This window comes from Novosphingobium sp. KN65.2 (assembly GCF_001368935.1).
GTDB lineage: Bacteria > Pseudomonadota > Alphaproteobacteria > Sphingomonadales > Sphingomonadaceae > Novosphingobium > Novosphingobium mathurense.
The window spans coordinates 33,811-51,148 of record NZ_CCBH010000134.1; the positions used below are offsets into that span (position 1 = coordinate 33,811).

17 protein-coding genes are annotated in these 17,338 nt (G+C 64.7%); 11 read left to right on the top strand and 6 right to left on the bottom strand.

The window, feature by feature from the left end; all coding sequences use genetic code 11:
* Positions 1-3 precede the first annotated feature (3 nt).
* Both SPHV1_RS05585 and SPHV1_RS05590 read left to right on the top strand, forming a co-directional pair.
* On the top strand, positions 4-528 hold the full coding sequence (locus tag SPHV1_RS05585) for a demethoxyubiquinone hydroxylase family protein (protein WP_054945052.1): 525 nt from the start codon (positions 4-6) through the stop codon (positions 526-528).
* A gap of 120 nt (positions 529-648) precedes the next feature.
* The gene (locus SPHV1_RS05590) at positions 649-1,245 is read left to right on the top strand and encodes a hypothetical protein (protein ID WP_054945053.1); all 597 of its coding nucleotides are present in this window, start codon (positions 649-651) and stop codon (positions 1,243-1,245) included.
* Between the two features lie 103 nt (positions 1,246-1,348).
* Here the strand turns inward: SPHV1_RS05590 and fabI are convergent, their stop codons facing one another.
* From fabI to SPHV1_RS05605, 3 genes are all read right to left on the bottom strand, one after another.
* Positions 1,349-2,152, bottom strand: coding sequence for an enoyl-ACP reductase FabI (fabI, locus tag SPHV1_RS05595; RefSeq protein WP_054945054.1), 804 nt, complete (start codon positions 2,150-2,152; stop codon positions 1,349-1,351).
* Positions 2,149-3,132 (bottom strand): YihY/virulence factor BrkB family protein, encoded by a 984-nt coding sequence (locus SPHV1_RS05600; RefSeq protein WP_054945069.1) that lies wholly within the window; start codon positions 3,130-3,132, stop codon positions 2,149-2,151. The genes fabI and SPHV1_RS05600 overlap by 4 nt, the downstream gene beginning before the upstream one ends.
* Before the next feature lie 72 nt (positions 3,133-3,204).
* Positions 3,205-4,146, bottom strand: coding sequence for a DnaJ C-terminal domain-containing protein (locus tag SPHV1_RS05605; RefSeq protein WP_054945055.1), 942 nt, complete (start codon positions 4,144-4,146; stop codon positions 3,205-3,207).
* A gap of 244 nt (positions 4,147-4,390) precedes the next feature.
* Between SPHV1_RS05605 and pdxH the strand changes: the two genes are divergently transcribed.
* A complete protein-coding gene (pdxH, locus tag SPHV1_RS05610) occupies positions 4,391-5,017 on the top strand; it encodes a pyridoxamine 5'-phosphate oxidase (protein WP_054945056.1) in 627 nt (208 codons plus the stop codon).
* Positions 4,980-5,975: a cation diffusion facilitator family transporter gene (locus SPHV1_RS05615; RefSeq protein WP_082430853.1), complete on the top strand. Its 996-nt coding sequence runs from the start codon at positions 4,980-4,982 to the stop codon at positions 5,973-5,975. Before pdxH ends, SPHV1_RS05615 begins: the two co-directional genes overlap by 38 nt.
* 19 nt (positions 5,976-5,994) lie before the next feature.
* On the opposite strand, the gene SPHV1_RS05620 is transcribed toward SPHV1_RS05615, so the two are convergent.
* A complete protein-coding gene (locus SPHV1_RS05620; RefSeq protein ID WP_054945058.1) occupies positions 5,995-7,137 on the bottom strand; it encodes a serine hydrolase in 1,143 nt (380 codons plus the stop codon).
* Positions 7,138-7,169: 32 nt separating this feature from the next.
* Here SPHV1_RS05620 and SPHV1_RS05625 point away from each other — a divergent pair, with 32 nt between their 5' ends.
* On the top strand, positions 7,170-7,541 hold the full coding sequence (locus tag SPHV1_RS05625) for a hypothetical protein (RefSeq protein WP_054945059.1): 372 nt from the start codon (positions 7,170-7,172) through the stop codon (positions 7,539-7,541).
* A gap of 12 nt (positions 7,542-7,553) precedes the next feature.
* Here the strand turns inward: SPHV1_RS05625 and mnmA are convergent, their stop codons facing one another.
* Complete coding sequence (gene mnmA, locus SPHV1_RS05630; RefSeq protein ID WP_054945070.1) at positions 7,554-8,729, bottom strand: tRNA 2-thiouridine(34) synthase MnmA; 1,176 nt, start codon at positions 8,727-8,729, stop codon at positions 7,554-7,556.
* Positions 8,730-8,865: 136 nt separating this feature from the next.
* On the opposite strand from mnmA, the gene SPHV1_RS05635 reads away from it, so the two are divergent.
* From SPHV1_RS05635 to SPHV1_RS05660, 6 genes are all read left to right on the top strand, one after another.
* Positions 8,866-9,198: a hypothetical protein gene (locus SPHV1_RS05635; protein ID WP_054945060.1), complete on the top strand. Its 333-nt coding sequence runs from the start codon at positions 8,866-8,868 to the stop codon at positions 9,196-9,198.
* Between the two features lie 2 nt (positions 9,199-9,200).
* Positions 9,201-9,500, top strand: coding sequence for a DUF1153 domain-containing protein (locus SPHV1_RS05640; protein ID WP_007012660.1), 300 nt, complete (start codon positions 9,201-9,203; stop codon positions 9,498-9,500).
* 301 nt (positions 9,501-9,801) lie between these two features.
* Positions 9,802-11,001: an efflux RND transporter periplasmic adaptor subunit gene (locus SPHV1_RS05645; protein ID WP_054945061.1), complete on the top strand. Its 1,200-nt coding sequence runs from the start codon at positions 9,802-9,804 to the stop codon at positions 10,999-11,001.
* A 9-nt stretch (positions 11,002-11,010) separates the two neighbouring features.
* Entirely contained in the window at positions 11,011-14,451 is a 3,441-nt protein-coding gene (locus SPHV1_RS05650) for an efflux RND transporter permease subunit (RefSeq protein WP_054945062.1), read from the top strand.
* 96 nt (positions 14,452-14,547) lie between these two features.
* On the top strand, positions 14,548-15,768 hold the full coding sequence (locus SPHV1_RS05655) for a DUF445 domain-containing protein (protein WP_079729965.1): 1,221 nt from the start codon (positions 14,548-14,550) through the stop codon (positions 15,766-15,768).
* Positions 15,759-16,301 carry a GNAT family N-acetyltransferase gene (locus tag SPHV1_RS05660; protein ID WP_054945063.1) on the top strand — a complete coding sequence of 181 codons (543 nt, stop codon included), beginning with the start codon at positions 15,759-15,761 and terminating at the stop codon, positions 16,299-16,301. The genes SPHV1_RS05655 and SPHV1_RS05660 overlap by 10 nt, the downstream gene beginning before the upstream one ends.
* 22 nt (positions 16,302-16,323) lie before the next feature.
* Here SPHV1_RS05660 and SPHV1_RS05665 read toward each other — a convergent pair whose 3' ends face one another.
* On the bottom strand, positions 16,324-17,202 hold the full coding sequence (locus SPHV1_RS05665; RefSeq protein WP_082430855.1) for an energy transducer TonB: 879 nt from the start codon (positions 17,200-17,202) through the stop codon (positions 16,324-16,326).
* Positions 17,203-17,338 lie beyond the last annotated feature (136 nt).

Consider the following 17,338-nt stretch of genomic DNA (forward strand, 5'->3'; position numbering starts at 1 on the left):
AGCATGGACGCGAAATCGGAACGCAACGCCCGGATCCTCAGGGTCGATCAGGCTGGTGAATTCGGCGCCACGCGGATCTACGCCGGCCAGTTGGCGGTGATGGGTACCCGCGCCGAACATTCGAGCGAGATCGCCGGCATGGCCGAGCAGGAAGCCGATCACCGCGCCCGATTCGACGCGATGATCGCCGAACGCGGCGTGCGCCCCACTCTTCTCCAGCCGCTGTGGTCCGTCGCCGGTTATGCGCTGGGTGCGGCCACCGCGCTCATGGGTCCCAAGGCCGCGATGGCCTGCACCGCCGCGATCGAGACCGAGATCGACCGGCACTACACCCAACAGCTCGAGGAGCTGGAAGGCGACGACGACACCGAATTGCGCGAGACGATCCGTGAATTCCGCGACGACGAGCGCGAGCACCGCGATGCCGCGCTGGCCGCCGGGGCCGAACAGGCACCCGCCTATCCGCTGCTGTTCAACGCCATCCGGCTGGGATGCCGCGCGGCCATCAAGCTGTCCGAACGAATCTGAGGTTCGCCGGAGAAATTGATCCGCATCAGGGCTTTCTTCCTGGCTTCACCTACCGTTCAAGGCCGGTCAGGTCTATATCCTGTCCGATAACGACCAATTTCGAAGCATGGAGCATAACCGATGGCCCGCCTCCTGACTGCCGCCGCAGCCCTCGCCGCCCTGTCCGCGGGCCTGACTTTCGCAGCCGCTCCCGCCACCGCGCAGGAAGATGACGGCGAGAAGGTCAATCAGGTCATCGTCTTCGGCGACGATCCCTGCCCCGAATCGTCGGGCAACGAGATCACCGTCTGCGCGCGCAAGGCCGAAGCGGAACGCTATCGCATCCCCGAGCCGCTACGCGGCGTCGATGCCCCCAAGGCCGATGCCTGGACCAACCGGGTCGAAGCCTATGAGACCGTCGGCGCTTTCGGCACGATGAGCTGCTCACCGGTCGGCGGCGGCGGTTCGCTCGGCTGTACCCAGAAGCTGATCGACCAGGCCTATGCCGAGAAGGCCAACGCCTCGGACGTGAAGTTCAGCGAACTGATCGCCGCCGAGCGCGCCAAGCGCCTCTCGACCATCGATGCCGATGCGGCCGCGCAGCAGAAGCGCGTCGAAGCGGCTGAAAAGGCATATCTCGAACAAAAGGAGCGCCAGCAGGCCGAAACCGACGCTGCCGAGGACAAGAGCGGCACCGCGACCATCGCCACTCCGGTCGAAGAGCCCGCAGACAAGTAAGCGCTACCGCCTGAGCCCTCCGGCCCGAGCAGCAGCACCGAACACGAAAAAGGCCGGGAGCGATCCCGGCCTTTTCCATTGGCGTTTCCTGCTCGCCCGAAACTCAGGTGAGAGCGATGTCGGGGGCATCTTCCTGCTTCATGCCGACAACGTGGTAGCCCGCATCGACATGGTGCGTCTCGCCGGTCACGCCGGAGGACAGGTCCGAGAGGAAATAGAGGCCCGAACCGCCGACGTCCTCGATCGTGACGTTGCGGCGCAGCGGCGAGTTCAGCTCGTTCCACTTCAGGATGTAGCGGAAATCGCCGATGCCGCTGGCGGCCAGCGTCTTGATCGGGCCGGCCGAGATCGCATTGACGCGAATGTTCTGCGGGCCGAGATCGTTGGCAAGGTATTGCACCGAAGTCTCGAGCGCGGCCTTGGCCACGCCCATGACGTTGTAATGCGGCACGACCTTTTCCGCGCCATAATAGGTCAGCGTCAGGATCGAGCCGCCGTTGGGCATCATTTCCATCGCCCGCTTCGTCACCGCGACGAGGCTGTAGGCGGAAATGTTCATCGTCATCAGGAAGTTTTCGAGGCTGGTGTCGACGTACTTGCCGCGCAGCTCGTTCTTGTCCGAGAAGCCGATGGCATGGACGACGAAATCGATCGTGTCCCAACGTTCACGGATCTGGTCGAAGCACGCATCGACCGCTTCCATGTTCGCCACGTCGCATTCGACGAGAAAATCGCTGCCAAGGCTTTCGGCCAGCGGCTTGACGCGCTTGGCGAGTGCTTCCCCCTGATAGGAGAAGGCCAGCTCGGCGCCGTGTTCATGCAGCTTCCTGGCAATGCCCCAGGCCAGCGACTTATCATTGGCTAGGCCCATGATCAGGCCGCGTTTCCCCTGCATCAGACCGGTCATTCGTGTTCATCCTGTACTTCGTTATCGTCCTGGGCCGAGGACGCCCGCGCCCGCCTGAGCAATTCGCGCTCTTCCGGCGATTCCGCGAGCGCCGCATTGAGTTCGGCGCCCACGACCATCCCTAGTCCGACAAGCCAGAAAAAGAAAAGCGCGATCATCACTCCGGCGAGACTTCCGTAAGTCAGATCGTAAACGAAGAAATTGCGCAACACCTGCGGGAGCAGCCACACGACCAGCAGCCACCAGCCGGTGACGAGTGCGGCTCCGGGCCACTTGGGGTAGATCCTGCGCTGGTAGGCCCGCGGGGTCAGCAGGTAAAAAAGCGCGTAGATTGAACCGAATAGCGTAGCGGTCGAGATCGTGCGCGACACTATGATCTGGTCGATCACCGAATCGAGGCGCGGGAACAGCACCAGCAGGACTTCCTCGATCGCCCCGATCAGGACCTGCGAGGACAGCGAAACCAGCAAGAGGATCACCGAACCGAAAATCAGACCGGTGGAAAACAGGCGATAGCGCCAGAAGGCCCGGTCCTTGGGCATGCCGTAGGCACGGTGAAGGATATCGCGGATCGTCTCGATCAGGCTCGTCGCGGTCCACAGGCCGAACAGTCCGCCAACCCAGAGCAGCCAGCCATGCCGCGCCGCCACGACATCACGGGCGACCGGGTCGATCACTTCCGCCACGCGTGGCGGCATTGCGATCAACAGGGCATCGATCGAGGCGTCGAGCCGGGCCTGCTCGCCAAGCGCCGAGAAGATCGCGGCCAGGGCGATGAAGAAGGGAAACAGTGCCAGCAGGGTCATGTAGGCAAGATTGCCGGCGTGGATGAACCCGTCGTGCCAAGCCCCTGAGAAGACCCGGCGCAGCACTGCAAAGAAACGCGATCCGGGCCCCGCCCGGCGCCGCAGCTCGTCCTTGATCCGGTCACGCCGCCGGAGCGCCTCGCGTCGCCGGGCCTCGGGAGAGAGGTCCTCCATGACCCGGTCCAGCGGGCCGTCCTGTTCTATCGGCGGTTCGGCCTGCACCGGGCGGTCATAGGTCCCTGGCCGTCACACGCCGAGCTTGCCGCGCACGTCGCGGGTATCGCGCCAGCCTTCCAGCCGCTTGGCTAAGTCGCTGTCATGTTCCGGCAGCACGATTTCGAGGGTGATGAGCTGATCCCCGCGCGAACCGTCCTTGCGGCTGAAACCCTTGCCCTTGAGGCGCAGGACCTTGCCCGAGCTGACCCCCGGCGGAATCGAGAGCATGACCGCGCCGGACGCCGTCGGAGCCTTGACCTTCGCTCCGGCCAGTGCCTCGTCGAGCGTGATGGGCAGGTCGATACGCAAGTCGTCGCCGTCCCGGTGAAAGAACGGGTGATGCTGGATATGCACCGTCACCGTTGCATCGCCGGGGCCGCCCGGCCCTGGCTCACCCTTGCCGGCAAGGCGCATCTGCGTGCCTTCCTCGACCCCGGCGGGCAGCTTGAGGTCGATGGTCTTGCCATCGGCAAGGGTAATGCGCTGGTCCTTGCGTTCGGCTGCGTCGGTAAGCGAAACGGAAAGTCGGTAAGACACGTTGGCGCCGCGCGGCGCGCGGCCGCGACCGCCGCCCATTCCTCCCGTGCCGCCCATTCCACCGCGTGGGCCGCCACCGCCGAAGATCCCGCCGAACAGGTCTTCGAGATCGATGCCGTCGTTGCTGCCGAAGCCGCCGCCAAAACCGCGCTGGCCGCCCGGCCCGCCGCCGTAGCCGCCGCCGTGACCGCCGAAGCCGCCCATCGTCGGGTTACCGTCGGCATCGATCTCGCCACGGTCGAACTGCGCGCGCTTGGCCTTGTCGGAAAGCAGGTCGTAAGCCGCGGTGACCTGACTGAAGCGGTCTGCGGCCTTCGGATTGTCCTTGTTGGCGTCGGGATGAAGCTCCTTCGCAAGCTTGCGATAAGCGGACTTGATGTCCTTCTCGCTCGCCCCGCGCGAGACGCCCAGAATGGTATAAGGATCTGCTGCCATGGTGACATTTAGCTAGGTGTCCAATTGGCTTACGGCAAGCACTGTGTGTACGGATGTGCTTCTGGCGGCTTTCCCGAGGGGAAGCGGGCCGCTATTGGCGTTCCCATGCCCTGTATTGCGCACCCGAATTGTCCCCGATCAAGGCAGGAACCCCGCGCTTGCACGACAAGAGGCGGCGCAGTGACAAGCCCGCGCGCAATCGGCACCGCGGCATTCGATGAATTCAACCCGACAGGATATTCCCATGGAAGCTGAACAGGCCCGCGAGGTCATCCCCCACGGCGATCCCCTTGCGCTGTTCACGGCGTGGTACGACGAGGCCCGCGAAACCGAGCCCAACGATTCCAACGCCATGGCACTGGCCACCGCGACGCCCGACGGCCTGCCGTCGGTGCGCATGGTCCTGCTCAAGGGCTACGGCCCGGACGGCTTCGTGTTCTACACGAACGGCCACAGCCGCAAGGGCCGCGAGATCGCCGCCAACCCCAATGTCGCGCTGCTGTTCCACTGGAAGAGCCTGCGACGCCAGATCCGCATCGAAGGCCAGCTCCAGCCGGTCAGCGACGCCGAGGCCGACGCCTATTTCCATTCCCGCGCCCGCGATTCCCAACTGGGCGCGGTTGCATCCGACCAGTCGGCCCCGCTCGACAGCCGCGCGACCTTCCTGGCCCGCTACGAAGCCGCGCGCGACAGGTTCGCCGACGGCGAGGTCGACCGGCCGCCGCACTGGGGCGGTTTCCGGGTAGTGCCCAGCGCCATCGAATTCTGGCACGATCGGCCCTATCGGCTGCACGAGCGCCGCCGCTTCGTGCGTGACGTAACGGCGGACGGTCATGCCGGCGCATGGTCCAGCACCCTGCTCTACCCGTGAGGTCCAGCACTTGAGCCAGAATCACGATCACGAATCGGCCGGACTGAACCGCAGCGCCGCTCTTGCCAGCATCAGCGCGGCCCTGTTCCTGCTGGCCATCAAGGCCTGGGCCGCGTGGTCGACCGGCTCCATCGCCATGCTCGGCAGCCTTGCCGACACGACGCTCGACCTCGTGGCCAGCATGGCCACGCTGCTGGGCGTGTGGATTGCCTCGCAGCCGGCGGACGACAAGCACCGCTTCGGCCACGGCAAGGCCGAAGCCATCGCCGCCCTGTTCCAGATCGTGCTGATCTCGATCTCGGCGCTGGGCATCGCCACCCGCGCCATCGAGGAATTCCTCTCCGGCGGGCGGGTCGAGGCGGCCGACATGGGGATCGGCGTCTCGGCAGTGGCGATCGTCGTCACTTTCGCGCTGCTTTCGTGGCAACGCTATGTGATCCGCAGGACCCGGAGCCTCGCGATCCATACCGACAGCGTCCACTACCAGTCGGACCTGCTGCTCAACGTCGCGGTGATCGCAGCGCTCGCGCTAGACCAGTATGCGGGGCTGCGCGGCGCGGACCCGCTGTTCGGCCTTGGCATCGCCCTGTGGCTGGGATGGGGCGCGTGGAATGCCTCGAAGGCCGTGCTTAACCAGTTGATGGACCATGAATGGCCCGAGGAAAAGAAGCAGCACGTACTGGAGCTGATCGCCCACAATCCCGACATCAGCGGAGTCCATGACCTGCGCACCCGCGTTTCGGGCAACAAGCACTTCGTGCAGTTTCACGTCTGGGTCGACGCCAACATGACCGTGCGTCAGGCCCACCGGGTAATGGACGACATCGAGGCGACCATTCACGCCGAATTCCCCGAAGTGGAAATCCTGATCCACACCGATCCCGACGGCCTCGTCGACGAAGTGGGCGATGCCGGCAAGGACATCCTGCCCCCGATCCGGGTCGAAGCCACCAAATAGCGGCGGCCCGCCTCAGTCCTCAGTTCGAGGGAAACAGCGCCAGCAAGGCGCCCAGCTCGTAGTGCAACGCCTGTTCCTGCCGCGCTTCGCTGGCTCCCAGCCGCACCACCGTCAGCAGCTGGCTTGGCGAACCGATGACGTACTGGCCATGTTCGCCAAGGCAGGCAAAGACGTCGGACTTGGCGGTGCCGGGATAGAGCCTTGCGTTCTCCCCCGGTTCGGCCCGGTTGAGCCAGACCCCGGCGCCATAACCCGGATTGCGCGGGCTGGGCGCCAGCATGAACTGGACCCAGCGACGCGGCAGGATCTGCGCGCCCTTTACCGAACCGTTGTGACGCAGGAATTCGCCCAGGTTCGCCCAGTCGCGCGCCGAGGCGTCGACCATGGCCGCCCCGATCATCGTGCCCGACCGGTCATATTCCACGCGCATGGTCCTGAGCCCGAGCGGATCGAGCACGCGGTTGTCGAGATAGTCCTCAACCGCACGGCGGCGGCGGCCCGGATCGCTGTCCGGCGACAGCACCCGCGCTGCGAGGTCGGAAAGAATCACCGCGCTGGCGGAGGAATTCTCGAAGACCTGCCCGGCCGGCGCTTCAAGCGGCTGCGCTTCGGCATAGGCGGCCATGTCGTCGCGGCCATCGAGGAACAACATGCGGATACGGTCGGACTGGCGGGCGATTTCGCCGCTCGTGGCATCGCCGGTCTCGCTGTGGCGCAAGCCCGAACGCATCTGCAGAAGCTGCTTGAGCGTGATTTCGCCGCGCGGATCGCCGGGTCGCTGCCACGCGGGGACCGGCGCCGATTCGTTCAGCCGCAAGCGTCCGTCGCTGACCAGCTGGCCGATCATCAGCGCCGTAACGCATTGACCCATGGCCCAACCCTGTAGCGGCGTCCTGGCCGAAACGCCCTCGCCATAGCGCTCGGCGATCACCGAGCCGCGCTTCATCACCACCAGCGCATCGGTCCGCCCGACCGCATCGTTATCGAACAAACGGTCGATCGCGCGGCCAAGAGCATCGCGGGGCGCTCCGCCTTCGTCCTTGATTGCGGCCTGCGCCTGCGCGCTGGGCGGCGGCGGCGCATCTGCTCCACTGTTACTGCAGCCCCACAGGGTTGGCAGGGCGAGGAAGGCGAGGATATGGGGGAGGCGGCGCACCGTCATGATGCGCGGTGTAGTGTGCGAGGCGCGAGCGGATGGCAACAGCCAAGGTAAATACGACTGGTGACAGGCAGCCCTCGCGCTGGAAGCGCAATCTCGTGCTGCTGGTGCTGGCCGTGGCGGGCACCGCCCTCGCCTTTTCATGGAACAGCCTGGGTGCGCAGGCGCGAGTCAGCACAGCCTATGGCGCGCGGGTCGGCTGCGTATGCCGCTTCGTCTCGAATCGCGACCTGAACAGCTGCAAGGGCGATATCGCCGTCGCCGGTCTGGGCCGTACCGCCAGCCTGATGTTCCTCTCCGACGATGCCGAGAGCAAGTCGCTGACCGCCAGCGTTCCGCTGCTTGCCAGCGCCAGGGCAACCTACACGAAGGAACGCGGCTGCCAGCTGGAACCCTGGGAGGACTAGGTCGCCTAAGGTTCAGACCGCAATGACTTCGGCTGCCTCGGTTTCCTCGATCCAGCCGCCGCCCACGACGCGCTCACCGCAATAGATCACGGCAGCCTGTCCCGGGGCGACGCCGTATTCAGGATGAGCGAACCGAATCGCGGTTCCTGCCCCATCGCCCAGCGGCCCTTCCAGCGTGACCGGAACCGGCTTGGCCAGCGAACGCACTTTCGCGGTCAGCGGCGCGTCGGGCAGAGGCCCGATCCGGTTCGTCTCCGACAGGCGCGCGGCGGCTACGCCGAGCAGCCGGCGCGGACCGACGAGAACCCGGCGCGTCTCGGCATCGAGCCGCACGACATAAAGCGGCTCGGGCTGGCCGCCGATCTCCAGCCCCCGACGCTGGCCGACGGTATAGTGGATGATCCCGCGATGCTCGCCGAGCACTTCGCCGCTGGTCGCATGGACGATCTCGCCCGGTGCCTCGCCCTCGGGGCGCACCTGACGCACGATCTTGGCGTAGTCGCCGTCGGGAACGAAACAGATGTCCTGGCTGTCCGGCTTGGCCGCCACGCGCAGGCCCGCCGCTTCGGCCAGCCGGCGCGTCTCGGTCTTCGGCAGACCGCCCAGAGGAAAGCGCAGGAAGTCGAGCTGGGCCTCGGTCGTGCCATAGAGAAAATAGCTCTGGTCGCGAGCGGGATCGACCGCGCGGTGCAATTCGGACCCGGCCGGGCCGAGGATGCGCTGGACGTAATGCCCGGTCGCCAGGCAATCGGCACCCAGTTCGCGCGCCATCGTCAAGAGGTCGGTGAACTTGGGACCCATGTTACAGCGGATGCAGGGGATCGGGGTCCGGCCTGCGAGATAGTCGTCGGCAAAGCGCTCGACCACTTCCTCGCGAAAGCTGCTCTCATGGTCGAAGACATAGTGGGCGATGCCCAGACGGTCCGCCACGGCACGCGCATCGCGGATATCGTCGCCCGCGCAGCAGGCACCCTTGCGCCCGGTCGCCGCGCCGTAATCGTAAAGCTGGAGGGTAACGCCGATGGTCTCCGCGCCTGTCGCCGCTGCAAGCGCGGCTACGACCGAGCTGTCGACGCCGCCCGACATGGCCACGACGATGCGGCGCGCGGAAAGAGGTTCGGGCAGCTGGAACAGGGCGGACGGATCGAGCCTGTCGAGCAGTCCGGCAATATCGGGAGTCGCGGTCATGCGCGGCTCCATACAGGGCTACGCCCCGTTTTCCTACCTTTCAGCGCGATTTCGAAACCTCTGGCCCGGAAACGGAAGGTAACTGCGCATCGGCGTCTTTACCCTCCCTTCACCATGTCTAGCGTATGGCAGTTCCATGAACATCGCCTTTGATCATGAAACCTGCAAAGCAGGGCATGCGCTGGGTCGCACGAGCGAGGAGTTCACGGGGTTCCCATCGGCCCCCGACTGGAACGACCTGCGAACGCGCCTGTTCGCGGCCCATGAGGTGCGGACGATTTTGGGCGGTGAAGGCGCGCCGGTCCGCTTGCGGACTCGCGGCAGCTTTGCAGGTGAGGCAGCATCATTGCTAAATACTTACGGGCTGCACTCAAGGGCTGTTAACCTTGAAGTTTCAGCCAATGGCAAGCCTGAAGGGGCCAAGGTCGCACCAGTTGCCGGCGACAACAATGCCGGCGGACGAGGGTAACGATGATCGAGAACCAGAAGATTCGCCCAGCCCAGGTGATCGGGCCGCTTGGTGAGCCGCTGACGATTGAGTCGCTGCCGCCCCCAAACACGACCCGCTGGGTCGTGCGCCGCAAGGCCGAGGTCGTTGCTGCCGTCAATGGCGGCCTGCTGACGATCGACGAGGTTTGCGAACGGTACCAGCTTACGCTGGAGGAGTTCGCATCGTGGCAAAGGGCGGTCGATCGCTCCGGCATGCAGGGCCTTCGTGTGACCAGAATTCAACACTACCGCGACCTCTACGAGCGTCAGCAGAAGTATTGAGTCACGGCTTTCAGCCCGGCTGAAATCGCCTGAAACGACGGTAAACGGTCGGTTTGCCGTCGTTTCTGATTCTGGCGCCGCCAATTTCCGCTTCCATAGCAACGCATTAAGCGCTCGACGCTGGTCGGACGGTATATGTCGTGAACCGACTGAAAGTTGCCAGTCGGTCAACGCACGTATATGTCGGCACGCATGAAATTCTGCCGCAAGTGCGGCCCGGATCACCGTATCCGGGACCAATAGCGGCAAATCGCTCCGCACCGGACAGGAGTGTTCGGAGAGGGGTTATTGCGGTGAGCCGATGAATTACGACACCAAGATTGAAACCGTGCAGGAAGAAGACGCGCGCGCTGCAGGCGAATTGCTGTCTGGTGCCGACGATCAGGACCGCGTCCTGCGCCGCCGCATCTGGGTGGCAGCCGCCATCGCGCTCGTCCTGATGATCGGCATCTGGGCCCTCACCCACTTGCGCGGCGGCAGCGACCTGACCGACGAAGCCGACATCCAAACGCCCGTCGTCACCGTCGTCATCCCCGGCAAGACCACCGTGCAGGGTGAAATCAGCGCCACCGGCACCCTTGCCGCGCGCCGCGAAATGCCGGTCGGATCGGTTGGCGAAGGCGGCGAAATCCGCCAGGTTCTCGTCGAGCCGGGCGACTGGGTGGAGCAGGGCCAGGTCCTCGCTATCGTCGACCGTTCGGTGCAAAGCCAGCAGATCGCCAGTCAGGCCGCGCAGGTCGATGTCGCCCGCGCCGATGCCCAGCTGGCCCAATCCAACCTCGACCGCGCGCTCAAGCTCGTCGATCGCGGCTTCATCTCGAAAGCAGATGTCGATCGTCTGACCGCCGAGCGCAATTCCGCCAATGCCCGCGTGCGCGTGGCGCAAGCCACCCTCGGCCAGTTGAAGGCGCAGGCGGCGCGTCTCAATATCGTTGCCCCCGCGGCAGGCCTCGTGCTCGAGCGCAAGGCCGAGCCCGGACAGGTCGTCGGCGGCGGCACCGGCGTGCTGTTCCGGCTGGCCAAGGGCGGCGAGATGGAACTTCTCGCCGATCTGAGCGAAGACGATCTCGCCAAGCTGAGCGTGGGCGTCACCGCAGAAGTGACTCCGGTAGGATCGGACAAGACCTTCACCGGCCAGGTCTGGCAGATCTCGCCCGTCATCGATCCCGAAAAGCGCCAGGGCAAGGCGCGCATTGCCCTCTCTTACGCCAAGGAACTGCGTCCCGGCGGCTTCGCCTCGGCCACCATCGAGACCGGCGCCGTCGTCGCCCCGATGCTGCCGGAATCGGCCATCCAGAACGATGACAAGGGCGCGTTCGTCTATGTCGTGGGCAAGGACAGCCAGGTCCAGCGCCGCGACGTGAAGACCGGCCTCGTCACGGCCGAGGGCATCGCCATCAAATCCGGCCTCAGCGGCACGGAGAAAGTCGTGCTGCGCGCCGGCGGCTTCCTCAACAACGGTGACAAGGTCCAGACCAAACTTGTCACCGAGAAGAACTGATCAGGACGCATGAGCCTGCGCAACATCTCGGCATGGTCGATCCGCAATCCGATCGTCCCCATCGTCTTCTTCATCGGCGTGATGATCGCCGGCATTGTCTCGTTTTCGCGCATGGACGTGAACAACATGCCGGACGTCGAATTTCCCGCCGTTCACGTGATGGTCTCGCAGCCCGGCGCCGCGCCGAGCGAGATCGAGACGCAGATCACCCAGAAGATCGAGGCGGCTACCCGCTCGGTCCCGGGCGTTGAAGAAATCCAGTCGACGGCGTCGGAGGGCAGTTCCTCCACTTTCGTGATGTTCTCGATCGGCACCGATCCGGATGTCGCCACCAACCAGGTCAAGAACGCGGTAGACCAGATCCGCAGCGACCTGCCTGACGGCATCCTTGAACCGCAGGTCACCAAGGTCGAGGCGGGTGGCGGAGGCCAACTTGCGCTCTTTGCGGTCAGCGCCGATGACATGACGATGGAGCAGCTCAGCTGGTTCATCGACGATACGATCTCCAAGAAACTGCTGTCGATCGAAGGCCTTGCCTCGGTTTCGCGCCAGGGCGGCGTCGACCGCGAAATTCGCGTGGTGATCGATCCCGACAAGATGGCCGCGCTCGGTGTGACGGCCCGCGACATCAACAACGCCCTGCGTGCGGTCAACACCGACGCAGCCGGCGGCCAGGCCGAGATCGCCGGATCGCGCCAGTCGGTCCGCGTCCTCGGCAATGCCGACACCGCCTTCGACCTTTCGCACACGCGCATCAACCTGGGCGGTGGCCGTTCGATCAAGCTGTCCGATGTCGCCAAGGTCTATGACGGCTACTCGGAACAGACCCGCATCGCCAAGCTGCACGGCCGCGAAGTGGTGACCTTCGGCTTCGAACGCGCGCTCGGGGCCTCGGACGTCACCGTCTACGACGAAGCGGTTAAGGCACTGGAAAAGATCAAGCAGGACAATCCGCGCGTCCATATCACGCAGCTGTTCTCGCAGGTGGACTACACCAAGGACCAGTACACCAGCTCGATGGAAGCACTGGTCGAAGGCGCGGTGCTGGCCATCGTGATCGTCTACCTGTTCCTGCGCGACTGGCGGGCAACCTTCATTTCCGCCATTGCGATCCCGCTCTCTGCGATCCCGACCTTCTGGTTCATGGACATGATGGGCTTCACGCTCAACTTCCTGTCCCTGTTGGCGCTCAGCCTCGTCGCCGGCGTGCTGGTCGATGACGCGATCGTCGAGATCGAGAACATCGTGCGCCACATGCGCATGGGCAAAACGGCCTATCAGGCGTCCATCGACGCCGCCGACGAGATCGGCCTCGCCGTTGTCGCCACCACATTCTCGATTGTCGCGGTGTTCCTGCCCGTCGGCCTCATGCCCGGCATTCCCGGCCAGTTCTTCAAGGCTTTCGGCCTGACCGTCGTCGTCGCGGTGCTGATGAGCCTTGCCGTTGCGCGTCTCATCACGCCGATGGTTGCGGCCTATTTCCTCAAGGCTCATGGCCATGCCGAGCATGGCGAAGGCCGCGCCATGGACCTCTACATGAAGGTCCTCGCCTGGACGCTCGATACGACCGAGGCCAAACGCCGACGCGCGCGGATCAAAGAGGTCCCTGCGGACTTGTGGTACTATCCGGCGGGTGCTCTCGCCATGGTAATCATCCTCGCGCTGGGCGCGGGGGCCGCGGCGGCGGTCTACTACCTGATTCACATGGTGCTGACTTCAGCCGGGCTGAAGAATGGCGCGGTGATCTTCGCCGCCCTCATCGCGCCGATTGCAGTGCCGATCGTCGCCTTCCTCATCGGCCGGATGGCCTACGGCGTAGCGGCGGGCTTCGGCCATTTCGGCCGCTGGTACCGATTCTTGTCGGAGCGCGTTACCGCGCGCTCGCGCGACCACCGCTTCTATGCCTTCTGCGGCGGCGTCTACGCGCTCGTGGTTACGGCTGCACTGCTCGTCGGTTCGCAGCAGCAATTCCAGCCCAACGAGAACAACGACACCAGCCAGGTCAATATCGAGATGGTCCCTGGCACGACCATCGAGCAGACCGCCGCCCTGTCCGACGAAGTCACCCGCCTGCTCGAGAAGCAGCCCGAAGTCGAACGCGTTCTCGAAGCCTCGCGCGAAGCAGCGGCCACGCTCTACGTCTCGCTCAAGCCCGCCAAGGAACGGGAAACGACCAGCAAGCAGTTCGAGCAGCGCCTCGCCCCGCAGCTCCAGAAGATCGCCGATGCCCGCGTGACATTCGCCAGCCAGGCTGGCGGCTTCGGTACCGGGCGTGACATCTCGGTCATGCTTTCGGGCAACGACTCCGAATTGCTCAATGCCACGGCGCAGAAGCTCGTCGAGGAAATGCGCGGCATCAAGGGCGTCGTCGCACCGCGCATCGCCGCGGACCTCAAGCGACCGGAGCTGGTCATCGTGCCGCGGCTGGACCTGGCCGCACAACTGGGCGTGACGACGACGGCGCTGAGCCAGACGATCCGCATCGCCACCCTGGGTGAAATAGACCAGAACGCGGCCAAGTTCTCGTTGAGCGACCGCCAGATCCCGATCAGGGTCATCATGCCGCGCTCCTCGCGCCGCGATCTCTCGACGATCGAGAACATGCCGGTGCCGACGGCGAACGGCGGCTCGGTCCCCCTCAAGCGCGTGGCAGAGATCCGCTTCGGCGCAGGCCCGACCCAGATCCAGCGCTACAACCAGTCCCGCCGCGTCTTCGTCGGGGCCGACCTCGGACAGGGCCAAGTCAAGGGACCGATCCTGGAGCAGATCCAGAAGCTCCCGATCATGCGAAATCTGCCAGCGGGCGTCTCGAACGCTCCGGTGGGCGAGGACAAGTGGCAGGCGGAGATGGTGAACAACTTTATCATCGCCGTCATCAGCGGCATCTTCCTCGTCTTCGCGGTGCTGGTGCTGCTCTACAAGCGCTTCGTCTCGCCGCTGGTGAACATGGCCTCGCTCCTGCTTGCACCGCTGGGCGGCATGATCGCCCTCACCATTGTCGGCCAGCCGGTCTCGATGCCGGTCTACATCGGCATTCTCATGCTTTTGGGCATCGTCGCCAAGAACTCGATCCTGCTGATCGACTTCGCGATCGAGGAAATGGCGAGCGGCGTCGACAAGCTCCACGCCATCATGGACGCCGGCCACAAGCGTGCCCAGCCGATCATCATGACCACCGTCGCGATGACCGCGGGCATGGTGCCGACCGCCGCCTCGCTCTCGGGTGACGGTGCCTGGCGCGCGCCCATGGGCATTACGGTGATCGGCGGCCTGCTGCTCTCGACCTTCCTGACGCTGATCATCGTCCCGGCCGCGTTCAGCCTTGCCGACGGCTTCGAGAAGCGGATCGGCCCGCGCCTGCGCAAGTCCCTGCTCACTTTCGAGCCGCATCACGCACACGAAACCGGTCACGCCAACGACAAGGGCGGCACAGCCGTCCCTGCGGAATAGTCGGCCAGGGCAAGGAAACAGGGAACCTTGCAGGGCACGGCGCGTAAGACTGGAGTGGTAACGCAAGACAGACCGAGGGAGGATCGCGCAAGGCGCATGCGCCTGTTCGCGACAGGGTTGCTGCTGTTGATGGCCGTGTCCTTCATGGTCCTGCGGCGCCTTTCTGCCCTCTATCCCAACTGGGACCCGGTGCTGGGCTATGCAATCGCGTTCACCGAGGCCGCAATGGTCGGCGGCCTCGCCGACTGGTTCGCGGTCACCGCGCTTTTCCGTCGCCCGCTGGGCCTGCCGATCCCCCACACCGCCATCATCCCGGTCAACAAGGACCGCATTGCCGATTCCATGGCGAACTTCCTGCGCGACAATTTCCTGACGCCGCAGGTCGTCGCCCGGCGCCTGCATGGCTACAACCTTGCCGCGAGCGCCGGTGCCTTCCTCGCCGATCCGCGCCGCGAGGAGCAGTCGCGCCTGCGGGCTGGGGCTGCCGGGCTATTCGCCGATATCCTGGAATCGCTCGACCCCGACCAGATGGGCGGCATGGTCAAGGCGGGCCTGCGCAGACAGCTCTCCAGAATCGATCTCGCGCCGCTGCTGGGCCAGATCCTTGCCAACGCTATCGCCGACAAGCGCCATCTGCCGGTGCTGGAATCGGTGCTGCGCAAGATCGGCGAGGCCATAGAGGCCAACGAGCCGATGATCCGCGAGATGATCCATCAGCGCGCCAATGCGATCATGCGCTGGACCGGGCTCGACGAACGCCTTGCCAACGGCGTGCTCGACGGCGCCTATCGCCTGCTTGCCGAAGTGATCGTCCAGCCCGATCACCCCTTGCGCGCCAAGATCGACGAATCGCTCGGCCGCCTTGCCGACGATCTGCGCCACGATCCGGCGATGCGCGCCAAGGTGGAGCGGATCAAGAACGAGTTGATCGAGAACCCGGCCATGGCGGCCTGGCTTGACGCCATGTGGGAACGCGCCCGCGAGGCGCTGCTTCGCGCGGTGCGCAATCCGGACAAGGCACTCTCCGGCAGCCTGGGCGATTCGATTTCCCAGTTGGGCCTTGCCCTCGGTGAGGACCAGCGCCTCCAGGCCCTCGTCAATCGCTTCGCCCGCAGGACCCTGGTCGGCGTGGCTTCGCGCTACGGCTCGGAGATCGTCCGGCTGGTATCCGAAACCGTGAAACGCTGGGATGCCAAGACCGTCTCGGACCGGATCGAAGGCGCCGTCGGTCGGGACCTGCAGTTCATCCGCGTCAACGGCACCCTTGTCGGCGGGCTGGTCGGCATGGCAATTCACACCGTGGAACGATGGCTGTGAACACAGGGAAACCTTTTCTGACCACCGGGCGCTACGACTTGTGGCAACCGGGACCGGGCGATCTCGAGGGGCTGGTGCGCCTGCTCGAGGGCAAGGACATGACCCGTTTCCTGGGGCCTGCGCGCGCGGACTACTTCTCGCAATTCGAACGACTGAGCCGCAATACCGGCAGCTGGGCGCTCTACGGCTATGGCACCTTCTACGTCCGCAAACGCGGCGAGGCCGAACTCATCGCCAATTGCGGCATCTTCCATTCCTGGCGCGGCTTCGGCAAGGGCATGGACGACGTGCCCGAAGCGGGCTGGATCGTGCGCCAGGACCACTGGGGGGAAGGTCTCGCCGGCGAAGTCATGGGCACGGTGCTGCCCTGGTTCGACAGGGTCCATGGCAGGCGCCGGATCGCCTGCATGATCGAGGAAGGCAATACCCCTTCCGAACGCCTCGCCACCCGCCTCGGCTTCAAGCACTACGGACAGCACGAAGCGGAAGACGGCAAGACGATCCTCAACCTCTTCGAGCGCCTGCCGGAGTGATCGGTCGGAACGGTACTCCGCGCTAGTGCATCAGGTACAGTATGGTCTGCTGATAGAACGACGGCGTCGGCTGACCCTTTGCGTCCAGCGCGGGCTCAAAGGCGGTTTCCCGGATAATCTGGCAGGCAAGTTCGTCGAATGCCCTTTCACTGTAGGATTGGGTCACTTCGCACTTGGTAGGCATCCCTTGGGCATCGATCATCGCGCGGACGTTCACCCGTCCCTGCCGACCGGTCATCGCCATCCCGAGCGGATAATGCGCGCTAATCCGCCTGACCATTTTCTCGACGCTTTCCGGCTTGGTTGGACGTGACAGGGTTGCCTGCACTTTCGGGTCGAGCCCCCAGCTCTCCATCATCGCGTCGACGCATTGCCGCATTGCCTTGAGCGGGGCATCCATTTTCCCTGTATGCAGGACGATGCGGCGCGGCCCGGAAACGAGCGCAATGCGATCGACCGCCTTTTCGAATTCCGGGTCCGGATCGGGGCTGACTGTGAGCCCTTCCTCCTCAAACTCGGTTTTCCTCCGTTCGAACGCTCCGGAAAACAGGAATGACTTACCGTATCCTTCCAGATTGCCCGCCTGAAGCCGGTCGATCGCTAGCGTTTCACCGGGGCCGAAGGCAATGCCTGCATTGGTACCCGAACGGATGCCGTTGAGGTCCTTGCCCGCCAGCGAAAACTCGAAGTGGTTGCGCGAACCATAGCTGTGCATGCGCAGGAGAAAGGGACTCTCGTCGGTGCCGAACTTGCGCAAGAGCATGCAGGCCTTGTCCGCATAGTTGACCACCCATTTCGATGCGGGTTCGAGCATGACCTCTTTCGCCCGCACAGGTGCAGTCATGCCGCCGGTCAGGAGGACCAGACAGAAGCTCCACAAGATCGTCAAACGTATCGGCATGCGCACAAGCTCCAGAACCAGGGATCATCCGGTCAGCTTCGGGCGCGGTCAGACAGAAAAAGACCCCCGGAAGCAAGCCTCCGGGGGTCTCTGTCATAAATCGTTGGAAACAGGCCTCAAAGCTTGCCGGTGAGTT

What these genes read in the sequence shown, in the direction of transcription:
- SPHV1_RS05585 (WP_054945052.1), top strand. Translation starts at nt 4, where the DNA reads ATGGACGCGAAATCGGAACGCAACGCCCGGATCCTCAGGGTCGATCAG.
- SPHV1_RS05590 (WP_054945053.1), top strand. Translation starts at nt 649, where the DNA reads ATGGCCCGCCTCCTGACTGCCGCCGCAGCCCTCGCCGCCCTGTCCGCG.
- fabI (WP_054945054.1), bottom strand. Translation starts at nt 2,152, where the DNA reads ATGACCGGTCTGATGCAGGGGAAACGCGGCCTGATCATGGGCCTAGCC.
- SPHV1_RS05600 (WP_054945069.1), bottom strand. Translation starts at nt 3,132, where the DNA reads ATGGAGGACCTCTCTCCCGAGGCCCGGCGACGCGAGGCGCTCCGGCGG.
- SPHV1_RS05605 (WP_054945055.1), bottom strand. Translation starts at nt 4,146, where the DNA reads ATGGCAGCAGATCCTTATACCATTCTGGGCGTCTCGCGCGGGGCGAGC.
- pdxH (WP_054945056.1), top strand. Translation starts at nt 4,391, where the DNA reads ATGGAAGCTGAACAGGCCCGCGAGGTCATCCCCCACGGCGATCCCCTT.
- SPHV1_RS05615 (WP_082430853.1), top strand. Translation starts at nt 4,980, where the DNA reads ATGCCGGCGCATGGTCCAGCACCCTGCTCTACCCGTGAGGTCCAGCAC.
- SPHV1_RS05620 (WP_054945058.1), bottom strand. Translation starts at nt 7,137, where the DNA reads ATGACGGTGCGCCGCCTCCCCCATATCCTCGCCTTCCTCGCCCTGCCA.
- SPHV1_RS05625 (WP_054945059.1), top strand. Translation starts at nt 7,170, where the DNA reads ATGGCAACAGCCAAGGTAAATACGACTGGTGACAGGCAGCCCTCGCGC.
- mnmA (WP_054945070.1), bottom strand. Translation starts at nt 8,729, where the DNA reads ATGACCGCGACTCCCGATATTGCCGGACTGCTCGACAGGCTCGATCCG.
- SPHV1_RS05635 (WP_054945060.1), top strand. Translation starts at nt 8,866, where the DNA reads ATGAACATCGCCTTTGATCATGAAACCTGCAAAGCAGGGCATGCGCTG.
- SPHV1_RS05640 (WP_007012660.1), top strand. Translation starts at nt 9,201, where the DNA reads ATGATCGAGAACCAGAAGATTCGCCCAGCCCAGGTGATCGGGCCGCTT.
- SPHV1_RS05645 (WP_054945061.1), top strand. Translation starts at nt 9,802, where the DNA reads ATGAATTACGACACCAAGATTGAAACCGTGCAGGAAGAAGACGCGCGC.
- SPHV1_RS05650 (WP_054945062.1), top strand. Translation starts at nt 11,011, where the DNA reads ATGAGCCTGCGCAACATCTCGGCATGGTCGATCCGCAATCCGATCGTC.
- SPHV1_RS05655 (WP_079729965.1), top strand. Translation starts at nt 14,548, where the DNA reads ATGCGCCTGTTCGCGACAGGGTTGCTGCTGTTGATGGCCGTGTCCTTC.
- SPHV1_RS05660 (WP_054945063.1), top strand. Translation starts at nt 15,759, where the DNA reads ATGGCTGTGAACACAGGGAAACCTTTTCTGACCACCGGGCGCTACGAC.
- SPHV1_RS05665 (WP_082430855.1), bottom strand. Translation starts at nt 17,202, where the DNA reads ATGCCGATACGTTTGACGATCTTGTGGAGCTTCTGTCTGGTCCTCCTG.